The organism is Pseudomonas mercuritolerans, from assembly GCF_025706525.1.
In the GTDB taxonomy this organism is placed as follows: Bacteria; Pseudomonadota; Gammaproteobacteria; order Pseudomonadales; family Pseudomonadaceae; genus Aquipseudomonas; species Aquipseudomonas mercuritolerans.
In genome coordinates this window covers 619,706-643,800 of sequence record NZ_JAMSHA010000002.1, presented here as the reverse complement: position 1 = coordinate 643,800, position 24,095 = coordinate 619,706, and the positions used below count along the sequence as shown (strand labels likewise).

The window sequence follows — 24,095 nt, the reverse complement described above, 5'->3', positions numbered from 1 at the left end:
CAAAGAGACCCATTTGAGGAAGTAAACGCTATGACCACACTGCGAATCCACGGTATGACCTGCGCCTCCTGTGCCGACCGCGTCAGAGATGCTCTGGAGGGAATCTCCGGCGTGCACAGGGCGGACGTCTCCTACGCCGGTGGGAAGGCCGAAATGACGGCCGACGCGGCTGTCAGCCGTGAACAAATGCAAGCCGCCGTCGAGGCCCTTGGGTATCAAGCGTCGTTCGAAGTCGCCTCGCTACAACCGCGCCCCGGCCAGCTCGATAAGGCGCTGGGCTGGTTGCGCAGCGACACCGAGGTCGGCAAAAACGGCGACGCGCTACACATTGCAGTCATAGGCAGCGGCGGTGCGGCAATGGCGGCCGCCTTGAAGGCGGTGGAAGCCGGCGCCCGCGTCACTCTGATCGAGCGCGGCACCATCGGCGGCACTTGCGTCAACGTCGGCTGCGTGCCGTCGAAAATCATGATTCGCGCCGCGCATGTGGCTCATTTGCGCCGCGAGAGTCCGTTCGATGACGGAATGCCCGCCACGCCGCCGACCGTCCTGCGCGAGCGGCTGCTCGCGCAACAGCAAGGCCTTGTCGACGAACTGCGTCACGCCAAGTACGAAGGCATTCTGGAGAGCACACCAGCCATCACCGTGCTGCGTGGCACCGCTCGCTTCCAGGACGGCCACACGCTCAGCGTCGAACTGGTCGAGGGGGGCGGGCGCGAAGTCGCGTTCGACCGCTGCCTGATCGCTACCGGCGCCGGTGCGGCCGTGCCGCCGATTCGCGGGCTGCAAGACACCCCCTATTGGACCTCGGAGGAGGCACTGGCCAGCGCCAGTATTCCGCAACGGCTCGCCGTGATCGGCTCATCCGTGGTGGCCTTGGAGCTGGCGCAAGCCTTTGCCCGGCTGGGTAGCCGCGTCACCATCCTGGCGCGCAACTCGCTGTTCTTCCGCGAAGATCCGGCCATCGGCGAGGCGCTGACCGCGGCCTTCCGCATGGAGGGCATCGACGTGCTTGAGCAGACACAAGCCAGTCAGGTGACCCACGCCAACGGCGAATTCGTACTGACCACCAACCACGGTGAACTGCGCGCCGACCAACTGTTCGTCGCCACCGGCCGCACGCCCAACACCCAAAGCCTGAACCTGGAAGCGGCGGGTGTACTGTTGGATGAACGCGGCGCCATTCAGATCGATCAGGGCATGCGCAGTAGCGCAGTGGATATCTATGCAGCCGGCGACTGCACCAACCAGCCGCAGTTCGTCTACGTCGCGGCGGCGGCTGGCACCCGTGCGGCGATCAACATGACCGGCGGCGAAGCTACGCTTAATCTCGATGCCATGCCGGCGGTGGTGTTCACCGATCCGCAGGTGGCCACCGTCGGTTACAGCGAAGCGGAAGCACAGCGCGCAGGCCTCGAAACCGACAGTCGCACGCTGAGCCTGGACAACGTGCCGCGTGCGCTGGCCAACTTCGACACGCGAGGGTTCATCAAGCTGGTCGCCGAAGCGGGTTCTGGTCGGTTGCTCGGCGTGCAGGCGGTGGCCCCGGAAGCGGGCGAGCTGATTCAGACGGCGGTGCTGGCTATTCGCAACCGCATGACCGTGCAGGAGCTGGCCGACCAGTTGTTCCCCTACCTAACCATGGTCGAGGGCCTGAAGCTCGCGGCGCAGACTTTCACCAAGGACGTAAAGCAATTGTCCTGCTGCGCTGGATGAATGGAGAGCACCATGAAATTTGCCCGCTACATTACCGAGATCGCCGAACGTCTCACCCCGACCAACCGGCCCAAAGGTTTTGCGGAGTTCTTGGTCGCGCTACTGGGTGAACTTGCCAAGGGACGCCCGATTTCGCGAACTACGCTTGCCAGGACTCTTGGCTGGCCCGCTGAGCAAGTGGCGGCTGTGCTCGAACAAGCCACCAGTACCGAATACGACAACGATGGGAACATCATCGGCTATGTCCTCACCTTGCGCGAGACGTCGCATGTCTTGGAAATTGACAACCGCCAGCTGTATGCCTGGTGCGCGCTGGACACCCTGATGCTCCCGGCGTTAATCGGCCGTACAGCTCGCGTCTCGTCGCATTGCGCTGCAACTGGAGCACCCGTTTCGCTTACGGTTTCACCCAGCGAGATACAGGCTGTTGAACCTGCCGACGTGGCAGTGTCACTGGTATTGCCGCAGGAGGCGGCCGACGTTCGTCAGTCCTTCTGTTGCCATGTGCATTTCTTCGCATCTATCCCAGCGGCAGAAGATTGGGCCTCCAAGCATCAAGGATTGACTATCGTAAGCGTCCAAGAGGCGTTCGGCGTGGGCCAGGAGCTTAATCGACATCTGTTGCAGACCCTTCCAATGAGAACATCGTGATTGGATTTCGACTCAATGTCCTACGGAGTGGGCATCGGATTTCTCTTTCCGACTTTGATCCGGTGATCCCAGCCATCGCCAAAGTCATAGACCTAGCGGAATGTCCTTTTCCCGTTCAACGCTTTGATCAGAGTCTTGCGGGTCTCCGAGTTCACGGGAGGCCCCCATCCATCGGAGTCGGGAATACCGTAACTCTCACCAGCTATTTCAAACTCATGCAGATGGTCATCGTGCCAGCCCATTGCGATCTGGATCACCGCGTGCAATTTGCCTAAGGTGATGTTCTCGGGCACCGCCACACGGCGCCAGATGGCAGGTTCGATCCACTTCAATTCAATGTGCAGTAGCAACAAATCAGGTTCGGGTTTTGGCAAGCGAACAGTTTTGACCATGGATCAGGCGGCCTCGCAGAGTTCCGTGGAGGCGAGAGAAACGTTCCAGGGCAGCAGTTCGTCGACCCGATTGATCGGGTGGTCGGCGATGCGCTCCAGCACGTGTGTCAAATAGGCTTGCGGGTTCAGGTCGTTGAGTTTGGCTGAACCCACCAGGCTGTAAATCGCAGCCGCTCGTTCGCCGCCGGCGTTGGAACCGACGAACAGATAATTTTTTCTGCCTAGCGCGACAGCACGTAGCGCGCGTTCGGCAGCGTTGTTGTCGATCTCAATTCGCCCGTCATCGCAATAGCGCACCAAGGCCTGCCACCGATTGAGGGCATAGAGAATCGCACCGCCCAATGCCGATTTTTTCGACAGTTGAGTCAGCGTCTGGTTGAGCCACGCGTGGAGTTGTTCCAGCAGCGGACTGGCTCGGCTTTGCCGAACCACTTTTCGCAGGTTGGGCGGTTGCCCTCGAATCTCGCTTTCGATGGCATACAGGGCCGCAATCCGTTGCAGCGCCTCGGCGGCAAGTGGTGAAGCCAGGTCTTTGTAGACATCGTAAAACTTGCGCCGGGCGTGAGCCCAACACGCCGCTTCCTCAATGGTGCCCGTGGCATATAGTTGAGCAAAACCGGCATAGCCGTCCGCCTGCAAGATCCCGCTGAAGCGCTTGAGATGCGCGCGGGGATGTTGCCCCTTGCGATCCGGCGAGTAGGCAAACCAGACCGCCGCCGGTGTCGCGTCCCCCGTAGGTCGGTCGTCCCGCACGTACGTCCACAGGCGCGCCGTTTTGGTCTTGCCGTTGCCCGGCGCGAGCACGCCAATCGGCGTGTCGTCGGCATGGACTTTGTGTCCGCTCATGACGTGGTGCTCAAGGGCGTTGATCAGTGGTCGCAGCAACTGACTGCTCTGGCCAACCCAGTCGGCCAGGGTTGAGCGCTCCAGCTCCACGCCCTCACGGGCGTAGATCTCGGACTGCCGATACAACGGCAAATGATCGACAAACTTCGAGACCAGCACATGGGCCAACAACCCTGGGCCGGCAAGACCTCGGGCGATCGGGCGACTCGGTGCCGGCACCTGGGCGATGTGCTCACAGCATCGGCAAACCCACTTCGGACGGACATGGCGAATGACTTTGAAGCGTGCCGGAACGTACTCCAGCACTTCGGACACATCCTCACCCAAATGGCGAAGCGTCCCACCGCAGCCAGTGCATTGCGACTCGGGCTGATGCACGTGGGTTTCGCGAGGTAGGTGTTCGGGCAATGGTTTACGGCGCGAAACTGCGCGAGGTGCCGGCTCGACTGGAGGTGTCATTTCGGCTTGGCTGACTTGCAGCTCTTCAAGACTCAACTGGAGCTGATCGATCATGGCGTCCAGTTGCTCGGAACTGCGACCGAACTGCGTACGAGGCAACTTGGCGATCATCATCTTCAAGCGCTCAATCTCTGCGTGCTGGGCAGCGATCAGCGCCTTCAAGGCTTGAAGATCATTCGGCAGGGAGTCGGTCACGAGGGTCATGCCCGAATATTACTGGGGATTTTTTCAGCGCGGCAAGTCAGACCGCGAGGACGGGTGCTGTACGAATTGGCCGGCGCCAATCAATGCCCTCCAACAGCATCGACAACTGCGCGGTCGTCAGCGACACGCTGCCGCTGGTTGCTTGCGGCCAGACAAAGCGTCCTTGCTCCAACCGTTTGCAAAACAGGCACAAGCCGTCGCCATCCCACCACAACAGTTTGATCCGGTCACCACGCCGTCCGCGAAAGGCGAAGATCTGACCGGAGAAGGGATCGGCTTCCAGTTGAGTCTGCACCATGGCCGCCAAACCGTCGAAGCCACGACGCATGTCCGTGACGCCAGCGGCGATCCAGATACGGGTTCCAGCGGGAGGGGCAATCATCGCACTAACTGCTGCAAGACGAGTTGCAGCGTCTGCGGGTCTGGTGCTCCGGTGATACGCAACTTGGCTTTTCCTACCTCAACTGCGATCTCGGAATGACACTCTGCCTGTGGCGACTGGCGGCAGATCCATTGGCGCCTCGATCACCTGGACTGGCAAAAACGAAGCACTCTGGCTGACCGGGCCGAATAGCCCTTCTTGGTATTGCTGCCGCCAGCGAAAGACCAGATTGGCATTGACGTCATGTTCGCGAGCGATCAATGACACGGAGGCGCCAGACTGGAAGGTGGCCTCGACGACTTGGCGTTTAAAGTCCAGCGGAAAGTTGGGGCGGCGACCGGCTCGACGGGCTGGGGCAACTGTATCCAAGATAGTGTCCACTAAAAAATGGTGTCCACTATCTTGGCCAATTTGGAGGGCTGTCAGGAGAGGGTGCTGGCCGGACGGTTACCCTTAAACAGTGGATGAACGAGGGAAAGGTCCTCACCTATAGGCTCGTTGTGCCGCATGTAAAGTGCGAAATCTGGAAAGCCCTATCACCCAAGAGCATTGCCAAGCTTGAGCACCTGTACTCTTACTTCTCAGGTTCAAAAGACAGCGATGAGATCGAACGCTGGCTTGATCGTGATTTCGAAGTACCCGCGTCCCTGTCTATTGCTAAAGTGGTTACCGAGTCGCGGCTGACCAGCGAGGACTGGAACAACTTGTTCCGCTTTGCCGTAGCGCAGTCGGTCAGGACGCCGGCAGGTCTACATAGTTTTATGAAACGTCAAAGTGAAACTCTCGAGGCAGTATTGTCCGAATCCATGAAGGGTTCTGTGGCAAGGATTGATGCAGCTCTTACCTCGGGTGTACATCTGGAGCCTGCCCAGGTATTGGACCCTTTTGACAAGCTTCCGCTGAAGATCGAACTTGTAAACAAGGACGGGGAGGAAGGTATTCAAGCGCGAGTGCTTAATGGCCGGAAGCTCTGGATCTGGCATTTGGAAAATGTCCTAAAAAGCGTAATCCATCGGATGCCAACTCATCGATGGACGATCCTGCGAGCTCCTGACGGCGTGACTTGGCCAACCACAGATAATCCATTCACAAGACTGAGCATTGGAGAAAACGGCAAGTGGAATCTGGAAGGTGGCTGGGGAGTACGAGATACACGGCTTTTCATGCCTTTAAGTCCTAAGCATCTTCTGTTTGCTTGTGTTGGCTCCCGCCCCCCGCAGCGCGGCACAACGCTCAGTATTGAAGAGGCAGCATTTTTCCGGATGATGATTCTGAATGGTGCCAGCCGCTATGTGTATGCATCCGAGACACGTGACATTGAGTCGTACCTACCTCGTACCGTCTCTCGGGAGCTGTATGACGCAGAGCAGAAACTCTGGGCGGATTGGCATGAGAGCCAGTCGAGGGAAGAGGCCGAGTATCCCGATCTCAAAGGGATCTGACGGATTCTGACGTGGTGCAGCTACAGCAAACCCGCCATTGCAGACTGTGTGAAAACGCACTGATGGTGGTTCCAGCAAACGCCCCGACTTGTTCGGGGCGTTTGCTTTTGTGCTCACAGCAGACGAAAAAAGGCGTTTCAGCCCATCAGCGCCATCATCTGGCGCACGCCCAACACGTTAATTGCTCTTTTCAGGTTGTAGGCGTTCACCGCCAAGGCCATTTCAGCTCTCGCGCCTTCAAGCTGTCGCAGCAAGAATCGAGCGTTACCAAATAACCACTGTTTAAGGTTGCCGAAGGGATGTTCGACGATGGATCGTCGGCTGACCATCATTTCGGGATGCGCCTGCATTCGCTGCTCCATTCGCTCGAAAGCCTGTTCGTGCAGATGGCGTGAGATGTAGCGGCGTTTGGCGTCGGTGCACTTCGCTTTAATCGTGCAGCTTGCGCAGTCGCTGACCTTCGCTTGGTAGATCCGGCCTTTATTGCTGATCTGCTTAAAGATCAGCCATTTTCCGGCAGGGCATTGATATCGATCTTGCGACGCATCGTAGGCAAATGCTGTTCGATCGAAAAATATCTGTTCCTTGCCGCAGGAGTTGAGTGATCGCGCCACAGGCACATAAGCCGTGATGTTCTCATCCTCACATGCCTGGAACTGCTTGCCATTGGAATAGCCCGCATCCGCGGTGACCGTCAGTTCATCCTGCGAAAGTTGTTCCTTGGCGGCCTTGGCCATCGGTTCAAGTTGCTTGCGATCATCGCTGTCCTGAGTCACTTCATGATGCACGATCATGCAGTTTCCAGCGTCCACGGCTGTCTGCACGTTGTACCCGACCCGAGGCCCTTTGTGCGTTCGCAGCATTCGCGCATCGCTTTCGTGGGTATTGAATTGCTCAAGCTCCATGGATTTCATCAGCGCCTGGCACGTCAAGTTATTGGAATGCCTGACTTCAAGTTGCGCCAAAGTCGCCTTGATTGCATTGCGGTCAATCTTCTCGCCGGCTTCGGTTTTATCTGCCTCGTCCAGCTCTGCCAAATAGTGGGCGATGCGCTTCTCCAGCTTCTGCTCTTGATGTTGGAGCCGCTTCAAATTCATATGACGCCGTGAAGAGGCGACCGCCTGAAATTTGCTGCCATCAATGGCCACCAACTCGCCGGTTATCAGCCCCGCTGTGCGGCAAAACTGCACGAAGGCCCGGCACGTCGTGATAAAAGCGGCTTTGTTGTCTTTACGGAAATCGGCGATGGTCTTGAAATCAGGCTTGAGTCGATTGATCAGCCACATCACTTCGACGTTGCGCTGGCACTCGGCTTCGAGCCGTCGTGATGAGCGAATCCGCTGGAAATAGCCGTAGAGGTAGAGTTTGAGCTGATCCGCTGGATCGTAAGAGGGACGGCCGGTGCTTTTGGGCAGTGCTTTATCAAAGCCCAGTCGAGCCAGATCCAGCTTGGCGACGTAAAGATCGATAACGCGAACGAGGTGATCCTCGGGGATCAACTCTTCCAGCGAGACCGGAAACAGGCTGGTCTGGCTGCGGGACTGTCCCTGGATGTAGGCCATAACGAAAAATGCTCCGTATCTTTCGATACGGAGCATTTTCTTTGAGCGCTGCGCAGATTGCTAGGTTTTCACACAGTCTGATTGGGCGCGTTATAAAGTATCTCCAAGGGGAGGCCGCGTGCCAACGAAATCTCAGAGGCGACCGTCGCACGATAACTTACTCGAGCCCAAGAACTCAAAGCCTACGTTCAGCCATCAGCATGGCGAGAGCCGAGACAGTTTTTAATATTTTTCCGAATCGGAAGCGGCTCGCTTGGTAGGTTGAGACAGACTTTAAAACGCAATCTAACATGCTACAGACCTCGAGATTTGTGCCGTACTGAGACAGACTTTAATGTCTACGATCACTCTACCCACAATCGCAGCCTCGGCTGCGATTGTCGTATCCGCCGCCGAGGAATCCCATGGACCGCTTTCAGGAAATGCAGATATTCGTTGTCGTCGCCCAAGAGCAAGGCTTTTCGGCGGCGTCGCGGCGTCTGGGTTTGTCGGCGGCGAGTGTTACCCGGGCGGTGGCGGCGCTGGAGCAGCATATCGGTACGCAGTTGCTGGTGCGTACCACGCGCACCGTGCATCTCACCGAAGCCGGGCAGCGTTACTGCGATGACTGCCGGCGGATTCTGGCCGAAGTGCAGGAGGCCGAGGATTCGGCGGCAGGCAGCCATGCCTTGCCGCGCGGGCAGTTGACGATTACTGCGCCGGTACTGTTTGGCGATCTGTTCGTGACGCCAGTGATGGCCGATTACCTTTGTCGTTATCCGGATGTGTCGATCAACGCGCTGTTGCTGGACCGGGTCGTCAACATGGTCGAGGAGGGCATTGATGTCGCGGTGCGCATCGGTGAACTGCCGGACAGTAATCAGCATGCGATTCGCGTCGGGGAAGTGCGACGGGTGATTTGCGCTTCGCCCACGTTTCTGGCTGAACACGGCCGACCGGAGCATCCGCAGGCCTTGGCCGGGTTGCCGGTGGTGGCGACGTCGGCGATCGGGCAACAACGCAACTGGCCGTTTCTCGACGGCGGTGAAGCCCTCAGCGTGCGCACCGAACCGCGCCTGACCGTCACGGCCAATCAGTCGGCGATTACTGCCGCGCGCAAAGGCCTGGGCCTGACGCGAGTGCTGTCCTATCAAGTGGCGGACAAGGTCGCGGCGGGCGAACTGGAAATCGTCCTCGCCGAGTTTGAATTGCCGCCGTTGCCGATCCATGTGGTGTATCAGGGCGGGCGCAAGGCGCCGGCGCGGATCCGCAGTTTTGTCGACTTCGCCGTGAAAGCGCTGCGTGAGCATCCGGCCTTGAGCGCTGCGGCGTTATTGCACGAGATGAAATAATCGATTGCAGCGGCTGGTTATTCTGTTGTTCCGGCAACCCATAGATGATGACTCCATCGGCGCGCTCATCCCGTAGCGACGTCACTTTCCAGCGGAGTCGACCATGCAAGCGATCAAACTCTACAACTTTCCCCGTTCCGGCCATGCCCACCGCGTCGAGTTGATGCTGTCGCTGCTGCAACTGCCGACCGAGCTGATCTTCGTCGACCTCGCCAAGGGTGAGCACAAGCAACCGCAATACCTGGCGATCAACAGCTTTGGTCAGGTGCCGGCGATTGATGACAACGGCGTGGTGCTGGCCGATTCCAACGCGATTCTGGTTTATCTGGCGCAGAAGTATGGCAACGGTCGCTGGCTGCCGACCGACCCGGTGGGCGCAGCGAATGTGCAGCGCTGGTTGTCGACTGCGGCGGGACCGATTGCATTTGGCCCGGCGGCGGCACGCCTGATCACGGTGTTCGGTGCGCAACTGAATGCCGAGGAAGTCATTGGCCGAGCGCACAATCTGCTCAAGGTGATGGAGCTGGAATTGGGCAAGACAGCGTATCTGGCGGGCGAAGAGCCGACCATCGCTGACGTGTCTGCCTACAGTTACATCGCGCATGCGCCGGAGGGCAATGTCTCGCTGGATGAATACGTCAACGTTCGCGCCTGGCTGGCACGGATCGAAGCCTTGCCGGGTTTTGTTGCGATGCCGCGCACTGTCGCCGGCTTGCAGAAGACCGCGTAGTACTCAGCCTTCGCAGACGCGAGCCAATTCGCGGCCTCTGAAGGCGGGTCATGTTCACGCGTAGGACAGCGCCTTTTCTGCCAGTAATTCCTGATACAGCTCAGTCCATTTGCGGCCCATTACATCGGCGGTGAACAACTGCCGATAACGCGCTTCTGCCTTGACGCCCATGGCGGCTGCACGCTCGGGGTTTTCCCATAACGTGCGCATGGCTTCGCTGAACGCCTGTGGATTGCTGGGCGGCACCACCAGACCGGTTTCGTTGTGAATATTGATGAAACTGGTACCGGTGCCGATCTCGCTCGAAATCAGCGGCTTGCCGTACATCGCGCCCTCTAGCAACGAGATACCGAAGGCCTCGGAGCGCAAGTGCGAAGGGAAGACGAACGCGTAGCTCAATTGCAGCAACGCGACTTTGTCTTCATCGTCCAGGCGTCCGACGAAATGGATATTGCGCAAGCCAAGTGCGGCGGCCTGAGCGCGCAGCTTCAGCTCCAGCGGGCCGGCGCCGACGATGACTGTCGGGTAATCCGCTTGTTTGAGCGCGTCGAGCAGGATATGCAAGCCCTTGTAATAACGCATCACCCCAACGAAGAGGAAAAACTTATCCCCAAGTTGCTGGCGCCAACGGTTCATCCGCTGACCGTCGGGTTGTGGATAACCTGCCTTGTTCAAGCCGTACGTGATGACGCGAGTCTTTTCCTGGAACTGCTGCAACACATCGCTGGTATGCAGGTAGTTAGGCGATGCGGCGACGATTCGGTCGGCGCTGGCCAGGAAGCGCTCCATTAGCGGTCGGTACAACTTGAGCAGGTGTTTTTGCCGAATGATGTCCGAGTGATAGGTGACCACACTGGGTTTGTTCAGGGCGCTGGCGAAGTGCACCAGGTCCATGAATGGCCACGGGAAGTGATAGTTGATCACGTCGGCCTCGGCGGCCAGTTCGCGGAACTGCTTGAACACGCTCCAGGAAAACCCGGTCGAGGCGAACTGGATATCCAGTTTGGCCCGATGCACTTCATGTTGGCCCAACTGCATTACCCGGGGTGTCGGATCCGCGCTCAGGGTCAGGACCTGCGCTTCGATGCCGTGCTGAACGCCGCTTTCGCAGAGTTGGAAGACGACTTGTTCGATGCCACCGAACGAGTCGGGCAGGTAAGTCTTGAAGAAATGAAGAACGCGCATTCAACCTCCCATGGCCTGGCGGTAGGCACCGGCCGTGACCTGTGCACAACGTTGCCAGGAAAAAAAACCAGCCCTCAGCAATCCTGCTTCGCGGCATGCCTGCCAATGCAGCTGATCGTCAATGAGACGACTCAGCGCATCGCGCAGGCCCTCGGCATCGTCCGCTTCAATATAGTTGCCAGCCGCGCCGGCCACCTCCGGCATTGCCGAAGAACGGGTGGTCACCACCGGCGTGCCACTGGCCATGGCTTCCAGCACCGGCAAGCCAAAGCCCTCATACAGCGATGGAAATATCAGCGCCCGGGCGCCGGCCAGCAGTTGCGCCAATTGCTCATCTGGCAGATAGCCAAGCAGGCACACATGGCCACTCGCCAATGCCTGACGCAGCGGCTCGTTGAACTGTTCGCGCTGCCAACCGGCCATTCCCGCAATCAACAAGGGAAAGCGCTGGCGCACCGCATCTGGCAACAGGGCGTGGGCCCGCAGCGCCAGGCTCAGGTTTTTGCGCGGCTCGAGGGTGCCGACACAGAGGAAATATTCCCGTGCCTGCACGGCGTGAGCCTTGAGCACGCTGTCGATTTCTTCGGTTTGCCGAGGACGAAAGCGCGCGGCCACGCCCAATGGCGCCACCACGAATCGCTGCGCAGGCAGGCTGAAATAAGCCTGCGCCTCGTCGGCGATTGCCTGCGAGTCGGTCAGAATTACCCGCGCCTGCTGAACACCTGCGGCCAGGCGACGTTCGATCTCTCTCAAACGTGCCGGCGGTTGAGTGTCAGGAAAATGCAGGTGCGTCAGGTCATGCAAAGTGATTACGGTCGGGCCGTCGAAGGCCAGCGGCCACAGGCTTGGCTCGTGATAAAGATCAATCTTTTGTGTACGCACCTGATCAAAACGTTTCTGCTCCAGCCAGCGCCGTGCCTGATAGGCTCCGGGTATTTGCCGCAGCAGCGGCGTCATCCGCGAATAACCGGGCATGGCTGCATCCGGCAGGGCCGGATTCCAGCCCCAGCCATGAAACAGGGTTACGTCCACGTCGGGTTCGCTACGCAGGGCGTTGACCAGTTCAGCGACGTAATGGCCGATACCGGTGCGCGGTGCCTGCAGGATGCGAGCGTTAAGAACAATGCGCATGGGGCCTCGCTGGCACGCGCGGGGCCTGCTGGACATGGTCAAGGCTGCGTGTAGCCAATTGCTCGCTGGCTTCACGCCAGCCGATCCAGCGCCAGTCAGCGACGTCGCGGGCGGCAGGAAACTGCCCACTGCGCTGATAGGTATCGATCAGATCGGCAAGGCTTTGTGGATCCAGCAGATCGAAATACGCCATGAACTCGCCGCCGATTTCGCGGAATACCGCGATGTCACTGCCCATTGCCGGCAACCCGCGCTGCATCGCTTCCACCAGCGGCAGGCCGAAGCCTTCGACGAACGAGGGGAAGACCAGCGCGCTGGCCTGCGCGTATGCGTATTCGAGGCTGGTGTCGCTCAGGTCATTGAACATGAACAGGCGCCGGTTCAGTTCCGGATGATTGCGAATTCGCTCGAGCAGCGCGTCGCATTTCCAGCCGATGCGCCCGGCGATGCACAGGCGTGCCGTCGAGCCGGCGGCCCAGGCGCGGTCGAAGGCGTCGAGCAGATACGCATGGTTCTTGCGCGGCTCGATGGTGCTGACCATCAGGAACACCGCTCCGGGCGCCGCGAACAGATTCTTGAGGCGTGGTTCGACCGATGCTGCGCTGTGATGCAGATCGAGTTCGGAACCCAGATGGAAGAAATCAAACCAGCGACTGTCAGTCTGGTCAGCGCCGATCCTGCGCTGCAATTCGCCACGTACCTGATCGCGCACGGTGGCCGAAATCGCCATGTAGCCGTCAGCGGTGCGAGTGATCCACTCGAACCATTCGTTGAAAACCTCGACCAGACGCGTGTCGTAAAACTGCGGATGTGTCAGCGGAATCAGATCGTAAACCACCGCGATCACACCGACGCCGTCGCGTTTGAGCTGTTCGACGTGGGCGAAAAAATCCGAGTGCCATGATGAATCCAGCAGCACCAGTTGATCGCCTGATTGGTGCTGCAGGGGTATGCAGCGTTTGAGCAACTGCCTGCGATTGATCTGCCGGATCAACCGTATCGGCAAGCCGAATACGCCGATCTGGGTGAATTGATAGGCAACGTACAGCAGTCCTCGGGACAGTTTCGAAGTGCATCGCGCATCGCGGCGCTGGTGCCACTGCCAGAAGCGATGTGCCAGGCGCTCCAGGCGTTCGCCGAAGGTTTGCAGAGCATTCAGGAACGGCGTGTCGAGCGGCGCCAGCCTCAGTACACGATAGAGCTGACTGTTGATCACCACCACTGGCAGGCATTCGACCCCTTGCACGCTGGCCGGCAACTGCTTGATGACGTTGCGTACCACGCGCTGAATCCCGGAGTTGACCATCGGGTGCTTGAATACGTGGGTGCATTCGACCAACAGGCGGGTCATGGCGCGCGCTCGACAGTCCGGGTCTCGGTTTCACAGGTGACGGTGGTCCGGGCGTCCAGCCAGGCACAGCCGACGAAATCTTCCTGACGGTTGTTGATCACGTGAAATACCAGCCCGTAGTCACGCCACTCGAAATTGCGATCCAGATGTGAGTCCAGACGCGACAGGCTCAGCGACACCGAATAATTGCCTTTGCCCAGGCCCATGACGAAGGCGAAGCGGTAAGTGAAGCGCTCGCCGGCGCGCAGGTCGGTCAGCGCCTTGTTCAGTCGGTGAGTATTGATGCCATACATCATCTGGCCCAGACGATCCTTGATGATGAAGCCCAGCACCAGCCGTTCGATGTCCTCGCGTACCTCGACCTGCACTTCGAGGACCACCGGTTGGCCGACTTCGACAGCCTCAATGCTGCGCTGGTTTTCATCGAGCAGGCGTACGCTGAGAATCGCCGCCTCGCCGGTGCCGGAGACCGTTTGCACCTCGCCGCCGGCGAGCGTTTCCTGACGCACGACCTGGCCCTCACGTTCGGCCATCAGCGCATTGTAATAATCCAGAACCGGCTCCGGTTTGCCGCGCATGGCCACGTGCCCGTCCTTGAGCAGGATCGCCGAGTCGCAGATCGACTGAATCGCGAAACGATCATGGGACACGATCAATAACGTCGTGCCGGATTTGCGAAAGCTGCGGATGCGTTCGAAGCTCTTGTGCTGGAAATAGGCATCGCCCACCGACAGCGCTTCGTCGACGATCAGGATGTCCGGGCGCCGAGCCGTTGCGACGCTGAACGCCAGGCGCATCTGCATGCCGCTGGAGTAAGTGCGGACCGGGTGGTCAATGGCATCGCCGATTTCGGCGAAATGCTCGATGTCGGGCAGCAGCGCTTCGATTTCTTCGAGCTGCATGCCCAGCAACTGACCCGCCATGATTGCGTTCTGCCGACCGGTAAAGTCCGGATGGAAACCCATTCCCAGCTCCAGCAGTGCAGCGACGCGTCCCTGCAGTTCGATCTTGCCGCAGGTGGGTTGGGTAGTGCCGGTGATCATTTTCAGCAAGGTGCTTTTGCCCGCGCCATTGGCGCCAACGATGCCTACCGCTTCTCCCGGAGCAATCTCGAATTCGACATCTTGCAGTACCCAGTGCTGTTGATGGCGGATCGGCGAAAACGGAATCAGCCACTCAGCCAGCCGTGCCCAGCGGTTTGGGTATTGCTTATAGGCCTTGCCGAGGCCGGTGACGCGAATATGTCCCATCAGAGTTCATCCACCATTTCGCCCACGCGCTGGCGAAACAGCCGCAGGCCCATCAGACAGAACGCCACGCCGGCAATGAAAGCCGGCAGCAGCGAACTCCATACCGGCCACTGACCGTAGAGAAACAGGTTCTGATAACTGCTGAACAGGTTGGTCAGCGGATTGAGTTGCAGCAAACGCTGCACCCATTCCGGCAGGATCGTGATCGGGTAAACGATCGGCGTCAGCCAGAACCAGAACTGCAGGCAGATGCCGAACAGTTGACCGACATCGCGAAAGAACACGTTCAGCACCCCAAGGATCATGCCCAGCCCGGCGCAGAACATCATTTGCAGGGCGATCAGCGGAATCAGCGCCAGCAGCGCCATCCCCGGCCAGCGCCCGGTGATCAGCAGAAAACCGAGAAACAGGCTGATGATGATGGCGAAATTGATCCCGGCGTTGATCAGCACGATCACTGGCAGGCAGATCCTCGGGAAGCTGATTTTCTTCAGCAGGTTGGCGTTTTCCAGAAACATGTTCTGGCTGCGCAGGGTGATTTCGGAAAACAGCCCCCAGGCCAGCAGACCTGCGCACAGGTAGACGCTGTAGGCCATGCTGTCGTCCACACCCGGTAAACGCGCGCGCATGATCTGGGAAAAGATCACCGTGTAAACGATGATCATCGACAGCGGATTGAAGATCGGCCACAGCGCGCCGAACAACGAATTGCGATAACGCGCTTGAAACTCTCGCTGCACGCTGCCGAGGATGAACCCACGGTAGTTGTGCAGCGAGCGGTACAGGGAAAGCAGCATTCAGACCGTCCTGCCGTATTGATCTTCGAAGCGAACGATATCGTCTTCGCCCAGGTATTCGCCGCTCTGTACTTCAATGATCACCAGATCGATCACCCCGGGGTTCTCCAGGCGATGCTTGTGGCCGGCGGCAATGAACGTCGATTCGTTCTTGGCTACCAAGGTGGTGCCGGAACCGTTGTTGGTGACCTTGGCCATGCCTTCGACCACCACCCAGTGTTCGTTGCGGTGATGGTGCATTTGCAATGACAGCTTGGCACCGGGTTTGACCACGATGCGCTTGATCTTGAAACGCGGACCTTCCTCCAGAACGGTGTAGGTGCCCCACGGACGGCTGACCGTACGATGCAGGCGATAGGCTTCGTGGGACTTGTCCTTGAGCTGCTTGGCCACGCGGCGTACGTCTTGTGCGCGGTCGGCATGGGCGACCAGCACCGCATCGGCGGTGTCGACAATGATCAGGTTATCCACACCGACGGTCGCCACCAGCCGACCTTCGCTCTGTACGAAGTTGTTGTGGCTGTCGATGAAGATCGCTTCGCCGCTGGCGCGGTTGTTGTCGGCATCGGCGGGAGTCAGCGCCGCGACCGCACTCCACGAACCGATATCGCTCCAGTCGAAACCGGCGGGCACCACCACGACTTTGTCCGAGCGCTCCATCAGCGCGTAGTCGATCGAAATGTCAGTGATCTCGGCAAACAGCGTCGGCGACAGCTCCTGTTGCAGGCAGCCGACCGTTTCCACCGGGGCACTGGCAGCCATGCAGGCGCGAGTCTGTTCCAACAACTGGGGTGCGTGCAGTTGCAGTTCGGTGAGCAGGGTCGCGGTGGTGAAGCAGAACATCCCCGAATTCCACAGGAAATTGCCGCTCTCCAGGTAATGCGTGGCGGTCTGCAGGTCGGGTTTCTCGACGAAGCGCTGTACCTTGGCTGCGCCTCTGGCGTCCAGCGGTGCGCCGGTCTCGATATAGCCGAAGCCGGTTTCCGGCGCGGTTGGTACCACGCCGAAGGTCACCAGATAGCCGTCCTTCGCCAGCTGAACCGCGTGCTCGACCGCACTTTTCAAGGCGTCCTGATTGACGATCAGATGATCGGCCGGCATCACCACCATGATGGCGTCGTCGCCATGCAGAGCCTGCAACGACAACGCTGCTGCCGCGATCGCCGGTGCGGTGTTACGCCCGCTCGGCTCGAGCAGAAAGTGCCCGCGATGGCGTGAAACCTGGGCTGCGCAATAGTGATCCTTGCTTTGGAAGTAGTACTCGCGATTGGTCACCGTGACGATGTCGCCCCAGCCGTCCAGCAGCGCCGCCGCACGCTGGTAGGTCTTGCCCAGCAGCGACTGGCCGTCGGGCAGGGTCATGAACGGCTTGGGATGGCCCTCGCGGGACACCGGCCACAAACGGGTGCCGGCACCGCCGGACAGAATCACGGGAATCAGCATGGCCTACTCCTTGGCGACGCGTTTCATGTCCGCATCCATCATCATGCGGATCAGGCTGTCCAGGTCGGTTTTCGGTTTCCAGCCCAGCACCCGCTGAGCCTTGGCCGGGTTGCCGAGCAGCACTTCGACTTCGGCCGGGCGGAAGAACGCCGGGTCGATCTTCACGTAATCGCGGTAGTTGAGGCCGACGTGATCGAAGGCGATGCGGCACATTTCGCGCACCGTGGTGGTGACGCCCGTGGCGACCACAAAGTCGTCGGGTTTGTCCTGCTGCAGCATCAGCCACATGGCTTCGACGTAATCGCCGGCAAAGCCCCAATCGCGTTTCGCGTCGATGTTGCCCAGTGCCAACTCGTGCTGCTTGCCCTGCTTGATGCGCGCAGCGGCGTCAGTGACCTTGCGGGTAACGAATTCGATGCCGCGCAGTGGTGATTCATGGTTGAAGAGGATGCCGCTGCTGGCGTGCAGGTTGAAGCTTTCGCGGTAATTGACGGTGATCCAGTGGCCATAAAGCTTGGCCACGCCGTAAGGGCTGCGTGGATAGAACGGCGTGTTCTCGTCCTGCTGCTCGGCCTGGATCAGGCCGAACATTTCGCTGGTCGAGGCCTGATAAAAACGCGTGTGCGGACTGAACTGACGGATCGCTTCGAGCAAGTGGGTCACGCCCAGCCCATCGACGATGCCGGTGGTGACCGGTTGATCCCAGGAAGCGGCGACAAAACTCTGTGCGGCAAGGTTATAGACCTCGTCCGGTGCCGATTTGATTACCGCACGCTGCACCGAACAGGCATCCGCCATGTCGCCGTCGAGGTAAACGATATCGGCTTCGACGCCCATTTCGCGCAAGCGCCAGCGCGAGTCGCTGCTGCGCCGGGCGACGAGGCCGTGAACCTTGTAACCCTTGTCCAGCAGCAGTTTGGCCAGATAGGCGCCGTCCTGGCCCGTGATCCCGGTAATCAATGCACTTTTTGTCATTCTTGTCGTACTCGCGTCTCCCAGTCGGACAGGATCGCCCGCAGGGATTGTTGTGTGGTGATGGCTGGCGCCCATCCTGTGGCGTTGGCCAGTTTTGCATGACTGCCGCAGACGCGGCGCTGGTCGGCGCGACGCATGCGCGCCGGATCCTGCACCAGTTCAACGTCGACTTCGGCCAGATCGGCCAGTTGCTCGATCAGGCTGCGAATGCGTTGCTCGCGGCCCGAGCAGATGTTGTAGACCTGCCCTGGTGTGCCGTTTTCCAGCAGGGCGAAATACGCTGCGATCACATCGCCGACATCAAGAAAATCCCGCGTAACGTCGATATCGCCGACTTGCAGTTGCGGCGCTTGCAGACCCTGTTTGACTCGGCAGATCTGCCGGGCGGCGCTGGCGATGACGAAGCTGTCTTTCTGCGCGGTGCCGATGTGGTTGAACGGGCGCGCGACCAGCACCGGCCAGCCTTCGCTCAGGCCCCATTGCAGGCTTAGAAATTCCGCTGAAAGTTTGCTCACCGCGTACGGATTGCGCGGCAGCGGCGGTTGTTGCTCGGTGATTGGCAGATGCTCTTCGGCGACTTGCCCGTAAACGTCGCCGGAGCTGACGTACAGGAAAGTGCCGGCAAAACCGCGCGCCTTGAGCGCCTGCAACAGGTTGAGGGTGCCGAAAAGATTAGTGTCGAAAGTGCGGGCCGGGTCACGAAAGGCTTCCGGCACAAAGGTCTGGCCGGCCAGATGAATGACCGCATCCGGTACCTCAGACCAAAGGTCGACGAGACTGTCGGCGTCCGTGAGGTCGTAGGCCGAAGCGGCAGGCAGCAGCTCCCACGACGATCCCGGCGAAGCCAGACGAGACTGAATGTGTTGTCCCACGAAGCCGGTAAGGCCCGTGACGAACAGACGTTTTTTCAAACAGCGACCCCTTGGTCATGACTTGCGCCGCTTTCCTTACACGCTTTGAGGAAAGCCCTGTCAGACCGGAGGAAATATCCGGTGGAACAGCAGGCGAAGCCGTTGTTGTAGTTGTTTGGTTGCCAATCTGTGCCAATTGCTCGGCAATTTCAACAGGGCAGATCGTGACTGGCCAGTTCTCATCAGCGTAGTCCGATTTATTCTCGCCGGGCGGTTCCCGGACTCGTGATGGATGTGTTTAGAATGGCCCTCGTCGCGAGTTGGCCGGTGATTTTCAGGGCGCCGCGACGCAGGGTGAAACTGACCACTAAAACAAGAACGAAGACGTGCCCGATGATGCCGGACGAGTAACGGCCCTGCCGACCCGATCCGACGCCCGGCCGTCATAGCATGAAGTAGCCGGGATGGCGCTTCATCGTGGGATGCCATGAATTTCATTCTCTATTCGGACGTCAACGACAGCTCCATCAGTGCCAGTCTCGGGCGTCCGGAATACAGCTATTACTTTGTCCTCAAAGCCTATCGCCCGGTGCTGGAAAGCCTGGGGCGCGTGCACGTGGCCGGATCTGTCACCGACGTCGATGTGATTTACCGGCAATTGCTCGCCGCTGGCGAAGACAGTGTGTTCCTGTCCTTCACCCCACCGCAGAAAACTCCGGTCGACCTCCAATGCCCGACGATTTGCGTGGTGGCCTGGGAGTTCGATTCTATCCCCGATGAACAGTGGGACGACGATCCGCGTCAGGACTGGACACGCATGCTCGCGCGCCACGGCCGGGTCATCACCCTGTCGAGCCACACGGCAACGGCCATTCGCCGCGCCATGGGCGAAGCGTTCCCGGTGCTGGTTTTGCCGACGCCGTTGTGGGACAGCTTCGCGACGATTCGTCAGCAACACCAACCCATGCCGGTCAACCCGGGCACTGCACTGGCAATCAAGGGCTGCATATTCGATTCGCGCACCCTCGGCCTGTCAGCCGATGCGCTGATCCCGACGCCAATCAGCCCTGAAGAGCAGGCTGCACTTGCCGCAGCAATTGAAGCCGCGCGCCCGCCACCGTTGACGTTCAAACGCCGACTGGTCATCGCTCGACATTATCTGCGCCTGTGGGTACTGGATCTGGGACACGAGCAGGCGGAACCAGTGCCACGGGTGAAATTTCTGCACAACTGGTACTGGGAAGGCATTCGCGATCTGCTGCCGGACGCTTTGCATGGCTGGCTGCAACAGCGTTGGCCTGAGGTGTGCGGCGCTGCGCCGGTGGCGGTGATCGAACCGGCGCCACTCGATCTGCCGGACACCTCATCGGTGGTCGAAACCACAGTTGAGGGTGTGGTGTATGTCTCGGTATTCAACCCCAAGGATGGCCGCAAGAACTGGCATCGACTGATCAGCGCATTCTGCTGGGCGTTTCGCGAAACGCCCGACGCGACGCTGGTGCTCAAGATTACCCAGAATGATCTGGCGTCCTATTACAGCGAATTGATGACCCTGCTGGCGCAACTCACGCCGTTCGCCTGTCGGGTCGTGGTGATGCACGGTTACCTCGACGACGCGCAGTACGCCAGGCTTTATCAGGCGGCCAGTTTCTACGTTAACGCGTCACGTTGCGAAGGGTTGTGCCTGCCGTTGATGGAGTTCATGTCCAGCGGCAAACCGGTGATCGCTCCAGACCATACGGCGATGAAAGACTACATCGATGAGTCGGTGGCGTTCGTGGTCAAGTCCAGTGAAGAGCTGACTATCTGGCCGCAGGACACGCGGATCATCTACCGCACGCTGCGGCACCGCCCCGACTGGGGCTCGCTGAAAGACGCCTACGAAAACAGCTATCGAATGGCCAAGGCCCAGCCGCAGGAATATCAGCGGATGTCTGCCGCCGCCGTCGAGCGCATGCAGCATTACTGCGCCTTCGCGCCGGTGCGCAAACGCCTCGCGGAGTTCTTTGCGCTGACAGCAGGTCCCACCGATGCTGCGCCAGTGACGGATAACGCCTCATGCTGATCATCATTCATTCGGAAACCAACCGGCACACCATTGCGCAGAACCTCGGGCGTTCGGAGTACAGCTATTACTTCGTGCTCAAGGAATATCGCCCGGTGCTCGAACGCATCGGCCAAGTGGTGGAAGTGGCCGATCCGCAGACAGAAGTCGATGCGCTGTATCTGGAATGCCTGAGCCGTGGCGAGCCTTGCGTGTTTCTATCGTTCTCGCCGCCGCATCGCACCCCCGTTCACTTGGCCTGTCCGACGCTGCCGGTGTTTGCGTGGGAGTTCAGCACGATCCCCAACGAGCCCTTCGCCGGGGAGCCGCGCAACGACTGGCGTAGCGTCTTGCATGCCTGTGGCGCAGCGATCACCCACTCCAGCTATACGGTCAACGCCGTGCACGAGGCGATGGGTGTCGAATACCCGATCGTCGCGGTGCCGGCGCCGGTCTGGGACCGTTTTGCTGCCCGTGGCGCGAAAATGCCCGAGCAAGCGCTGGCCGCCGCGTACAGCCTGACGATCAAAGGCCTGGTCGCGGACAGCCGCACCCTCAATCTGAACGCATTCGGGCCGGCGCACCTGCGCAGCGGCGACGGCATCGACTTCGCCGCGCCGGCCTGCGAGCAGACGCTGGTGCTTGATGGCGTGGTTTACACCTCGGTGTTCAATCCCGGTGACGGGCGCAAGAACTGGGAAGACATGCTCAGCGCGTTCTGTGTGTGTTTCCGCGATGTCGAAGACGCGACGCTGGTGCTCAAGCTCACTCACCATGACGCCGAAGAAGCACTCAGCGATATCCTCCACCACTTGTACAAGAACCAGTCTTACCGCTGCCGCATCGTTCTGATCTACGGCTACCTAGCCGATCCGGACTACGAGCAGCTGGTGCAGGCCACCCGCTACGTGGTGAATACCTCCTACGGTGAAGGCCAGTGCCTGCCGCTGATGGAGTTCATGTCCTGCGGCAAGCCGGCGGTGGCGCCGCGTACCACGGCGATGATCGATTACCTGAGCACGGAAAATGCCTTTCTCATCGAGTCCACCGACGAGCTGACAGCCTGGCCCCACGACCCGCGCAAGGCGTTCCGAACCCTGCGCTACGTGACCAACTGGACCTCGTTGTGCGAGGCCTATCGGGCCAGTTACGACGTCGCGAAAAACCAGCCGCAGCGCTATGCCGAGATGTCCGCGCAGGCAGTCGAAAGCTTGCAGGCGTTCTGCAGCCAGGCTGTGGCGGAACAGCGTTTGCGAGGGTTTCTGACGCAGTTGTTCGAGCATCGTGCGGCTGCTTTGGAAGCCCCAGAAGCATGAGTGCCAAGCGCATTATGGACATTGAGGTCCTGCGTGCGGTCGCGGTGCTTGGAGTGTTGTTTCACCATTTGCCGGACAATCTGTTCAGCGACCCGGTGCCGTCGCTGGCCCGGATCCACGAATGGGCGCAGACGTGGTGGGGCGTCGACCTGTTTTTCGCCATCTCCGGGTTCGTCATCGCCCGCAGTCTGATCCCGCTGTTGCAAGGCTGCACGACGGGCCAGGAGCGCTGGCAACAGGTTCGCCATTTCTGGCTGCGCCGGGCTTTTCGGTTGCTGCCTTCAGCCTGGCTGTGGCTGGCGCTGATCCTGCTGGCCTGTATGTTTTTCAATCGATCCGGTGCGTTCGGCACGCTATCCGCCAATCTTCAGGCGACCCTGGCCGGGGTACTGCAATACGCCAATTTCCGCTTTGCCGACAGCTTCTTCCACTACGAATATGGCAGCAGTTTCGTTTACTGGAGCCTGGCGCTGGAAGAGCAGTTCTACCTGCTTTTTCCGTTGCTGATCCTGTTGTTTCGCCGACACCTGGTCTGGGCATTGCTGGCGCTGGTCGCGGTGCAGATTCTGGCCGTACGCACGCCGTTGCTGATGGTAGTGCGCACCGATGCGCTGGCCCTTGGCGTGCTGTTGGCGATGTGGAGTGCGCAGCCGGGTTTTCAGCGCTGGCAGCCCTCGTTCTTGCGCCGACCATGGCTTGGCATTTCAGCCTTGATTGTCATTGCAGCGCTGTTGAGCTTCATGGCCACCGACCGTTTTACCTTGGCCAGTTTCCGCATCGGTTCGATCGCCGTGCTCAGTGCGCTGCTGGTCTGGATCGCCTCGTACAACCGTGACTACCTCATGCCTGCCGGACGCATTCAGCGCTGCCTGGCCTGGATCGGCAGCCGCTCCTACGGCATCTACCTGATCCACATCCCCGCCTATCTGCTGCTGCGTGAGCTGATATTTCGCTTGCAGAGCAGCGGTCTGCCGAGCCCGGCCGGTCATCCCATCCTTACGGTGCTGATTGCCTTCGGCCTGATTGCGCTGCTCAGCGAACTCAACTATCGCTTGATCGAAGTGCCGATGCGCAATCGCGGTGCTGCGTTGGTCAGGCGCCTCGACACCTCCCGAACCGCTGTTACCTCAACCGGAGCCACCTCATGCTGAGCTTTTTGAAGAAACTCTCGGCGACAACGCCTGCGCAAACTGCGGCAGAACCGGTCGCTGCGGTTGCCGACAAAGTCGATCCGTACATGCTCGGCCTTTACGATGCGAAGCTCAGCGGCTGGTTCAACCAGCAAACCCACGAGCTGTATACGGGATTCCCTGTGAGTGCCGACGACACATTGCTTGATGTCGGTTGCGGTGATGGCGGCAACGTGCACTTCTGCGGTGTGCGTGGAGCGAAGATCATTCTTGCCGACATCGATGCGGCCAAGGTCGAAGCCACGCGCCAGCGTCTGAGCGACACGCCGGCCCGGGACATCGAATGCCACGTTACCGACTGCAACCCGCTACCGATTGCCGACGCAACGGCGACGCGTGTGGTGTGTACCGAAGTCATCGAACACGTTGACGATCCTGCGCAGTTTCTTGCCGAACTGGTGCGGGTTGGCAAACCGGGTGCGTTGTATCTGCTGAGCGTGCCGCATCCCAGCTCCGAGGAGCTGCAAAAGGACATTGCCGCGCCGGAGTATTTCCAGAAACCCAATCACATACGCATCATCAGCGAAGACCAGTTCAAGGCCATGGTCAGCGAGGCCGGGCTGGAAATCGTCAGCCACAGTCAATATGGCTTCTACTGGTCGATGTGGATGATGCTGTTCTGGGAGGCCAAGGTCGAGTTCAGCAACCCCGATCACCCGATGCTCGAGCACTGGGCCAATACCTGGCAGGCGGTGCTGGATTCCCCGCGCGGGGCGCAAATCAAGCAGGCGCTGGATGCGGTGGTGGCCAAGAGTCAGGTGATCATCGCGCGCAAACCTGCGGCATCCCTGTAGGCGCTGCAGTACGCTGCGATCTTTTGATCTGGAGTCTTGAAGCAAGATCAAGATCA

Annotated in this window: 22 protein-coding genes; 9 read left to right on the top strand and 13 right to left on the bottom strand. The window is 59.7% G+C overall.

Translation table 11 applies throughout. The features are described from left to right. The first annotated feature begins 30 nt into the window (after positions 1–30). Together merA and merB are read left to right on the top strand one after the other, a co-directional pair. Positions 31–1,713 (top strand): mercury(II) reductase, encoded by a 1,683-nt coding sequence (merA, locus tag ND528_RS07705; protein WP_003425044.1) that lies wholly within the window; start codon positions 31–33, stop codon positions 1,711–1,713. Positions 1,714–1,725: 12 nt separating this feature from the next. Continuing rightward, entirely contained in the window at positions 1,726–2,364 is a 639-nt protein-coding gene (gene merB / locus ND528_RS07700) for an organomercurial lyase MerB (protein ID WP_263470023.1), read from the top strand. 92 nt (positions 2,365–2,456) lie between these two features. Here merB and ND528_RS07695 read toward each other — a convergent pair whose 3' ends face one another. From ND528_RS07695 to ND528_RS28335, 4 genes are all read right to left on the bottom strand, one after another. Next, positions 2,457–2,756 (bottom strand): plasmid pRiA4b ORF-3 family protein, encoded by a 300-nt coding sequence (locus tag ND528_RS07695; protein ID WP_003425039.1) that lies wholly within the window; start codon positions 2,754–2,756, stop codon positions 2,457–2,459. Positions 2,757–2,759: 3 nt separating this feature from the next. Further along, positions 2,760–4,265 carry an IS66 family transposase gene (gene tnpC, locus ND528_RS07690; RefSeq protein WP_263470022.1) on the bottom strand — a complete coding sequence of 502 codons (1,506 nt, stop codon included), beginning with the start codon at positions 4,263–4,265 and terminating at the stop codon, positions 2,760–2,762. 37 nt (positions 4,266–4,302) lie between these two features. Further along, entirely contained in the window at positions 4,303–4,647 is a 345-nt protein-coding gene (tnpB, locus tag ND528_RS07685) for an IS66 family insertion sequence element accessory protein TnpB (RefSeq protein ID WP_003425037.1), read from the bottom strand. Positions 4,648–4,725: 78 nt separating this feature from the next. Continuing rightward, positions 4,726–5,016, bottom strand: a complete 291-nt coding sequence (locus tag ND528_RS28335) for a transposase (protein WP_408005028.1) — start codon at positions 5,014–5,016, stop codon at positions 4,726–4,728. 95 nt (positions 5,017–5,111) lie between these two features. On the opposite strand from ND528_RS28335, the gene ND528_RS07675 reads away from it, so the two are divergent. After that, positions 5,112–6,089, top strand: a complete 978-nt coding sequence (locus tag ND528_RS07675; RefSeq protein ID WP_263470021.1) for a DUF4238 domain-containing protein — start codon at positions 5,112–5,114, stop codon at positions 6,087–6,089. Between the two features lie 137 nt (positions 6,090–6,226). Here ND528_RS07675 and ND528_RS07670 read toward each other — a convergent pair whose 3' ends face one another. Next, on the bottom strand, positions 6,227–7,651 hold the full coding sequence (locus tag ND528_RS07670) for an IS1182 family transposase (protein WP_263470020.1): 1,425 nt from the start codon (positions 7,649–7,651) through the stop codon (positions 6,227–6,229). Between the two features lie 404 nt (positions 7,652–8,055). On the opposite strand from ND528_RS07670, the gene ND528_RS07665 reads away from it, so the two are divergent. Together ND528_RS07665 and ND528_RS07660 are read left to right on the top strand one after the other, a co-directional pair. Next, positions 8,056–8,982: a LysR family transcriptional regulator gene (locus tag ND528_RS07665; RefSeq protein WP_212617492.1), complete on the top strand. Its 927-nt coding sequence runs from the start codon at positions 8,056–8,058 to the stop codon at positions 8,980–8,982. A 103-nt stretch (positions 8,983–9,085) separates the two neighbouring features. Continuing rightward, positions 9,086–9,712 carry a glutathione S-transferase family protein gene (locus tag ND528_RS07660; RefSeq protein ID WP_137214481.1) on the top strand — a complete coding sequence of 209 codons (627 nt, stop codon included), beginning with the start codon at positions 9,086–9,088 and terminating at the stop codon, positions 9,710–9,712. A 54-nt stretch (positions 9,713–9,766) separates the two neighbouring features. On the opposite strand, the gene ND528_RS07655 is transcribed toward ND528_RS07660, so the two are convergent. Genes ND528_RS07655 through ND528_RS07620 form a run of 8 tightly spaced genes read right to left on the bottom strand, consistent with a single transcriptional unit; the run spans position 9,767 to position 18,755 of the window. Beyond that, positions 9,767–10,897, bottom strand: a complete 1,131-nt coding sequence (locus tag ND528_RS07655; RefSeq protein ID WP_263470019.1) for a glycosyltransferase family 4 protein — start codon at positions 10,895–10,897, stop codon at positions 9,767–9,769. Further along, the gene (locus ND528_RS07650) at positions 10,898–12,028 is read right to left on the bottom strand and encodes a glycosyltransferase family 4 protein (protein ID WP_263470018.1); all 1,131 of its coding nucleotides are present in this window, start codon (positions 12,026–12,028) and stop codon (positions 10,898–10,900) included. It lies immediately after the preceding gene. Continuing rightward, complete coding sequence (locus ND528_RS07645) at positions 12,012–13,379, bottom strand: glycosyltransferase family 4 protein (RefSeq protein ID WP_263470017.1); 1,368 nt, start codon at positions 13,377–13,379, stop codon at positions 12,012–12,014. The genes ND528_RS07650 and ND528_RS07645 overlap by 17 nt, the downstream gene beginning before the upstream one ends. Beyond that, entirely contained in the window at positions 13,376–14,629 is a 1,254-nt protein-coding gene (locus tag ND528_RS07640) for an ABC transporter ATP-binding protein (protein ID WP_263470016.1), read from the bottom strand. The genes ND528_RS07645 and ND528_RS07640 overlap by 4 nt, the downstream gene beginning before the upstream one ends. Then, positions 14,629–15,426 (bottom strand): ABC transporter permease, encoded by a 798-nt coding sequence (locus ND528_RS07635; RefSeq protein ID WP_130911456.1) that lies wholly within the window; start codon positions 15,424–15,426, stop codon positions 14,629–14,631. The genes ND528_RS07640 and ND528_RS07635 overlap by 1 nt, the downstream gene beginning before the upstream one ends. Further along, positions 15,427–16,869: a mannose-1-phosphate guanylyltransferase/mannose-6-phosphate isomerase gene (locus tag ND528_RS07630; RefSeq protein ID WP_212617488.1), complete on the bottom strand. Its 1,443-nt coding sequence runs from the start codon at positions 16,867–16,869 to the stop codon at positions 15,427–15,429. It lies immediately after the preceding gene. Positions 16,870–16,872: 3 nt separating this feature from the next. Next, positions 16,873–17,844 (bottom strand): GDP-mannose 4,6-dehydratase, encoded by a 972-nt coding sequence (gene gmd, locus ND528_RS07625; protein WP_041476547.1) that lies wholly within the window; start codon positions 17,842–17,844, stop codon positions 16,873–16,875. Further along, positions 17,841–18,755 carry a GDP-mannose 4,6-dehydratase gene (locus ND528_RS07620; protein WP_263470015.1) on the bottom strand — a complete coding sequence of 305 codons (915 nt, stop codon included), beginning with the start codon at positions 18,753–18,755 and terminating at the stop codon, positions 17,841–17,843. Before ND528_RS07620 ends, gmd begins: the two co-directional genes overlap by 4 nt. A 427-nt stretch (positions 18,756–19,182) precedes the next feature. On the opposite strand from ND528_RS07620, the gene ND528_RS07615 reads away from it, so the two are divergent. The 4 genes from ND528_RS07615 to ND528_RS07600 are packed head-to-tail and all read left to right on the top strand — an operon-like array spanning position 19,183 to position 24,039. Then, positions 19,183–20,760: a glycosyltransferase gene (locus tag ND528_RS07615; protein WP_263470014.1), complete on the top strand. Its 1,578-nt coding sequence runs from the start codon at positions 19,183–19,185 to the stop codon at positions 20,758–20,760. Next, complete coding sequence (locus ND528_RS07610) at positions 20,754–22,055, top strand: glycosyltransferase (protein WP_212617485.1); 1,302 nt, start codon at positions 20,754–20,756, stop codon at positions 22,053–22,055. Before ND528_RS07615 ends, ND528_RS07610 begins: the two co-directional genes overlap by 7 nt. Next, complete coding sequence (locus tag ND528_RS07605) at positions 22,052–23,206, top strand: acyltransferase family protein (RefSeq protein WP_263470013.1); 1,155 nt, start codon at positions 22,052–22,054, stop codon at positions 23,204–23,206. The genes ND528_RS07610 and ND528_RS07605 overlap by 4 nt, the downstream gene beginning before the upstream one ends. Beyond that, a complete protein-coding gene (locus ND528_RS07600) occupies positions 23,200–24,039 on the top strand; it encodes a class I SAM-dependent methyltransferase (RefSeq protein ID WP_212617483.1) in 840 nt (279 codons plus the stop codon). The genes ND528_RS07605 and ND528_RS07600 overlap by 7 nt, the downstream gene beginning before the upstream one ends. The last annotated feature ends 56 nt before the right edge of the window (positions 24,040–24,095 follow it).